Source organism: Campylobacter concisus, from assembly GCF_002912425.1.
Classification (GTDB): domain Bacteria; phylum Campylobacterota; class Campylobacteria; order Campylobacterales; family Campylobacteraceae; genus Campylobacter_A; species Campylobacter_A concisus_AH.
On record NZ_POYR01000184.1, the window covers coordinates 1 to 3718 of the forward strand.

5 protein-coding genes and 1 tRNA gene are annotated in these 3718 nt (G+C 35.3%); 3 read left to right on the forward strand and 3 right to left on the reverse strand.

Annotated features, from left to right (window positions below):
* Nucleotides 1-330 (forward strand): EpsG family protein (locus CYP84_RS10910; RefSeq protein WP_219809685.1); only part of this gene is annotated, 330 nt, incomplete at its 5' end.
* Complete coding sequence (locus tag CYP84_RS09915) at nt 327-1460, forward strand: glycosyltransferase family 4 protein (RefSeq protein WP_103637424.1); 1134 nt, start codon at nt 327-329, stop codon at nt 1458-1460. The genes CYP84_RS10910 and CYP84_RS09915, both read left to right, overlap by 4 nt.
* 35 nt (nt 1461-1495) lie before the next feature.
* Here CYP84_RS09915 and CYP84_RS09920 read toward each other — a convergent pair whose 3' ends face one another.
* Genes CYP84_RS09920 through CYP84_RS09930 form a run of 3 tightly spaced genes read right to left on the reverse strand, consistent with a single transcriptional unit; the run spans nt 1496 to nt 3281 of the window.
* Nucleotides 1496-2143, reverse strand: coding sequence for a response regulator transcription factor (locus tag CYP84_RS09920; protein ID WP_103637425.1), 648 nt, complete (start codon nt 2141-2143; stop codon nt 1496-1498).
* Complete coding sequence (locus CYP84_RS09925; protein WP_103637426.1) at nt 2143-2847, reverse strand: cytochrome c3 family protein; 705 nt, start codon at nt 2845-2847, stop codon at nt 2143-2145. Before CYP84_RS09925 ends, CYP84_RS09920 begins: the two co-directional genes overlap by 1 nt.
* Entirely contained in the window at nt 2844-3281 is a 438-nt protein-coding gene (locus tag CYP84_RS09930) for a cytochrome c3 family protein (RefSeq protein ID WP_103568684.1), read from the reverse strand. Before CYP84_RS09930 ends, CYP84_RS09925 begins: the two co-directional genes overlap by 4 nt.
* A gap of 225 nt (nt 3282-3506) precedes the next feature.
* Between CYP84_RS09930 and CYP84_RS09935 the strand changes: the two genes are divergently transcribed.
* A tRNA-Val gene (locus CYP84_RS09935) sits at nt 3507-3582 on the forward strand.
* Nucleotides 3583-3718 lie beyond the last annotated feature (136 nt).

Below are 3718 nucleotides of genomic sequence, written 5' to 3' on the forward strand. Positions count from 1 at the left end.
ATATTATATATATTTATGAGAAATGATATAAAAAATAGTAAAAATATAAATTATATATTATTCGATGAGCTATCCATTTTAATAGTTGTGGCTATGTTTTTGTCTATATTTTTATCTACTTTGGCAGATAGACTCGGTTTATATTTTATTTTTTTTGATATCGTAATTTTTAGTATTTTTCTAGAAAGACTAGAGATAAAGTTAAAATTTATCTTAGCATTTTTAATCATAATAGAAAATTTTTTGATCTTTTATATGTGGTATAACTACTCGTTTTATGCCATTCATTATTGGCAACCTTATAAAAACTTTTTTTTGGAGATGCTATGAAAATTTTTATAATCGGCAATCTCGCCTCCACGATGATAAATTTTAGAAAAGAATTTATTAAAATGCTTGTATCAAATGGAAATGAAGTTTATTGCTTGGTTAGTGACTATGATAAAAAAAGTAGAGAAAAAATAAGCTCTTTTGGTGCAATCCCACTTGACTATACTTTAAATGCAAAAGGCTTAAATCCATTTAAAGACGTTATTGCTACGTTTAATTTGATTAGGCTATTTAGGCAGTATAGGCCAGATGTAGTTTTTTCTTTTTTTGTTAAGCCAGTCATTTTTGCAACTATAGCTTCAAAAATAGCAAGAGCGCCACGAATAGTTGGTATGATAGAAGGGCTTGGAGGGGCTTTTACTATTCACAAGAATGGTCAAACAAAAAAGGCGAAAGTTATCAAGACAATACAGATTTTTCTATATAAAATTTCCTTACCACTTCTTGATGAACTTATCTTTTTAAATAATGACGATAAAAAAGAGTTAATTGATGCTTATAATATAAATGTAAAAAGTGTCAATATACTGGGTGGCATAGGTGTTGATTTGGAAAAATTTTCATACTCTAAAGCAACAAGTGATCCTATTAGTTTTATATTTATAGGTAGATTGCTTACAGAAAAGGGTATTTTTGAATATTTGGATGCGGCTAAAATGGTTAAAGATAAATATAAGGATGTAAATTTTTATATATTAGGTGGCTTTGAAGAAAATAATCCATTTGGATTAAAGCAAGAAGAGCTAAGGCCTTATCTTAATGATGATATTGTAATTTTCCCAGGATACGTAAATAATATAAAAGAATGGATTGCAAATAGTTCAGTATTTGTCTTGCCGTCATACAGAGAGGGTGTGCCAAGGAGTTCGCAAGAGGCGATGGCAATAGGAAGAGCTGTCATAACAACAGATACTGTTGGTTGCAGAGAAACAGTCAAGGATGGTGTAAATGGCTTTTTAGTACCGCCATACAATTGCGACGTGTTAGCACAAAAAATGATGTATTTTATAAAAAATCCAGAAATGGTAATTCAAATGGGCATTGAAAGTAGAAAAATTGCAGAAGAAAAATTTGATATAAATAAGCAAAATAAAAAGCTTATAAATATAGTTGTTGGAGATAAAAACTAGAGATTTTTAGCTTTTTTATTTTCTAGGCTAACCCCTCACTCCACCTTATATCCAGTGCCTCGCACGGTTTTTAGGCAGATAGTTGGCATCTTAGCTCTTATCTCTCGCACGAGCGATCTTATGCGGTCTTGCGATAAGGTTTCGTTTTTATATAGGTGGTGATCTATCTCGTCGTAGGTGACGACGTGGGGAGAGTTTTTGCATAAAATTTCAAGTAGCTGGCTCTCTTTTTTGCCAAGGTAGATGATCTCGTCCTCTCTTCTTATACACTGGGAGTCTTTGTCAAAGACTAGGCCATTTTTTAGCTCAAATTTAGAGCCCAAAAGCACCTTGCAAAGCCTAAAAACATGAAATAAAAACTCTTCAGGACAAAATGGCTTAATGATAAAATCATTAACCCTAGCGTAGTAAATCCTCTTAAAAACGCTAGGGATGCTCTCATCTAACAAAAGCATAATGGGAGTGATGTTTTGGCTATCTCGTATAAATTTAACCAGATCAAGGTTTAAATTTCTAGCCTTTACGTCAAAAACGTACAGATCATATCTGTTGCCACACTCAAAGTCCTTGATGACTTCGCTGGCGCTTTTGAGCTGGATCATCCTAAACCCAAAGCGGTAAAGCGATGCATTTAGGATGACATTTTGCTCAAAGTCGCTTGAGAGCAGCAAGATCTTCTTCATCAGCCAGCCATGCCACCCCCAGCTGGTTTTTTGGCGTCTTTTTCAGCCTTTTGTTTTAAAAATTCCTCTTCGTCTTTTGTAGGTTTGTACTCATCTTTGAAGAATTTTTGTTTAGTTTCGATCCTCTTTTCGATCATCTTTTTATCGTAAATTTTATACGATGGCTTCCAGTACTCAAGATAGTTTCTAAAGCCAGCGCTGTGACCTGCGTCGTAGTGGCAGCTTACACATTTTAGCTCTTTATCGCTGCCAAGAAGCTTTTTGTAGTGCGCGTGCATCTTTTGAGCTTGCGCTGAAGTGTTGTTGCTATCTATCACGTTTGTGTGGCAGCTTGTGCAGCCGTTGTCAAAGACAAAATGCTCGCGGTTTTTGAGGTTTTTGTGCCAGTCAATACTACTAGGATCGCCAAAGAAATGCACCCAGCCCTCTAAAATGCCGTTTTTCGCCTTTGTTAGGGCGTATTTTGCGATGTTGTCATGCGGTATGTGACAATCCACACATCTTGCTTTTATGCCAGTTTTGCCCTTGCCGCTGTGGATGTCGTCGTTGTAGGCGATCACCATAGGATCCATCTCGTGGCAAACGATGCAGAATTTATCCCCACTCGTCTCATCAAGTGCGTAATGAACTGGCAGAACGACTAAAAATCCAACAATTCCGCTTATGAAGATTATAAGTGCTAGTAATTTTTTTGAAATTTTCATGGTGTTACTCCGTTCATCCATTGTGGCACCTCGTGTTCATGGCACTCAGAGCACATGTTTGTAGATGGTTTGTGTTCGTTGTGGCACTCGTCGCAGTACAAAGTCGGACCATCGTGAACAGAGTTGTGAGGATTTGCCTTTAGAGTATCCATAAATTTTAGCCTCTGGGCTAAGAGCTTCTTGCTCTTGTGACAGGATAGGCAGCCAGCGTCGCCGATCGCTTTAAATTTGCTAGGATCATCGCCTTGGTTTTGGTGACAATCAACGCAGTCAAAGCTTAGGTGCTCATGATGAGGTTTGATCTTATACTTGGCTCTTAGCTCATCAGAGACTGCTACTTTTGTGACGTTTAGATCGCCCTTTGGCATATCGGCACCAAAGAGATGAAGCGAAAATAAACAGGCAAAAATAGCGATGAATTTAAGCTTATTCATACCCTTTTTCCTTTCTATTAAGATTTTATAAACATCAAATTTCAATGGAAAACTAATATTTTTACTTAAACTTATTTTTATAAAATTATAGTCCTTGTTTGATTAAATCTGCATTAATAATAATTTAGTGTGCCAAAATATAGACCAGTTTTATGAAGTTGAATTTTAAAGAAAATGGCAATTAAGCTAAATAAAATGGAAAATAAAATATAATCCCAAATCTTTGGTCCCGTAGCTCAGTTGGTAGAGCACTACCTTGACATGGTAGTGGTCGATGGTTCGAGTCCATTCGGGGCCACCATTTTTATATAAAATTCCCCAAAACACAAAAAACTAAAAAATAAAATTTAAAAATATTTTTTGTAACTCTGCCATTTTTAAATTTTAAACTAAATCCCTAAAATACGGCAAATTTTTACTAAATTTAACTCAAAAAT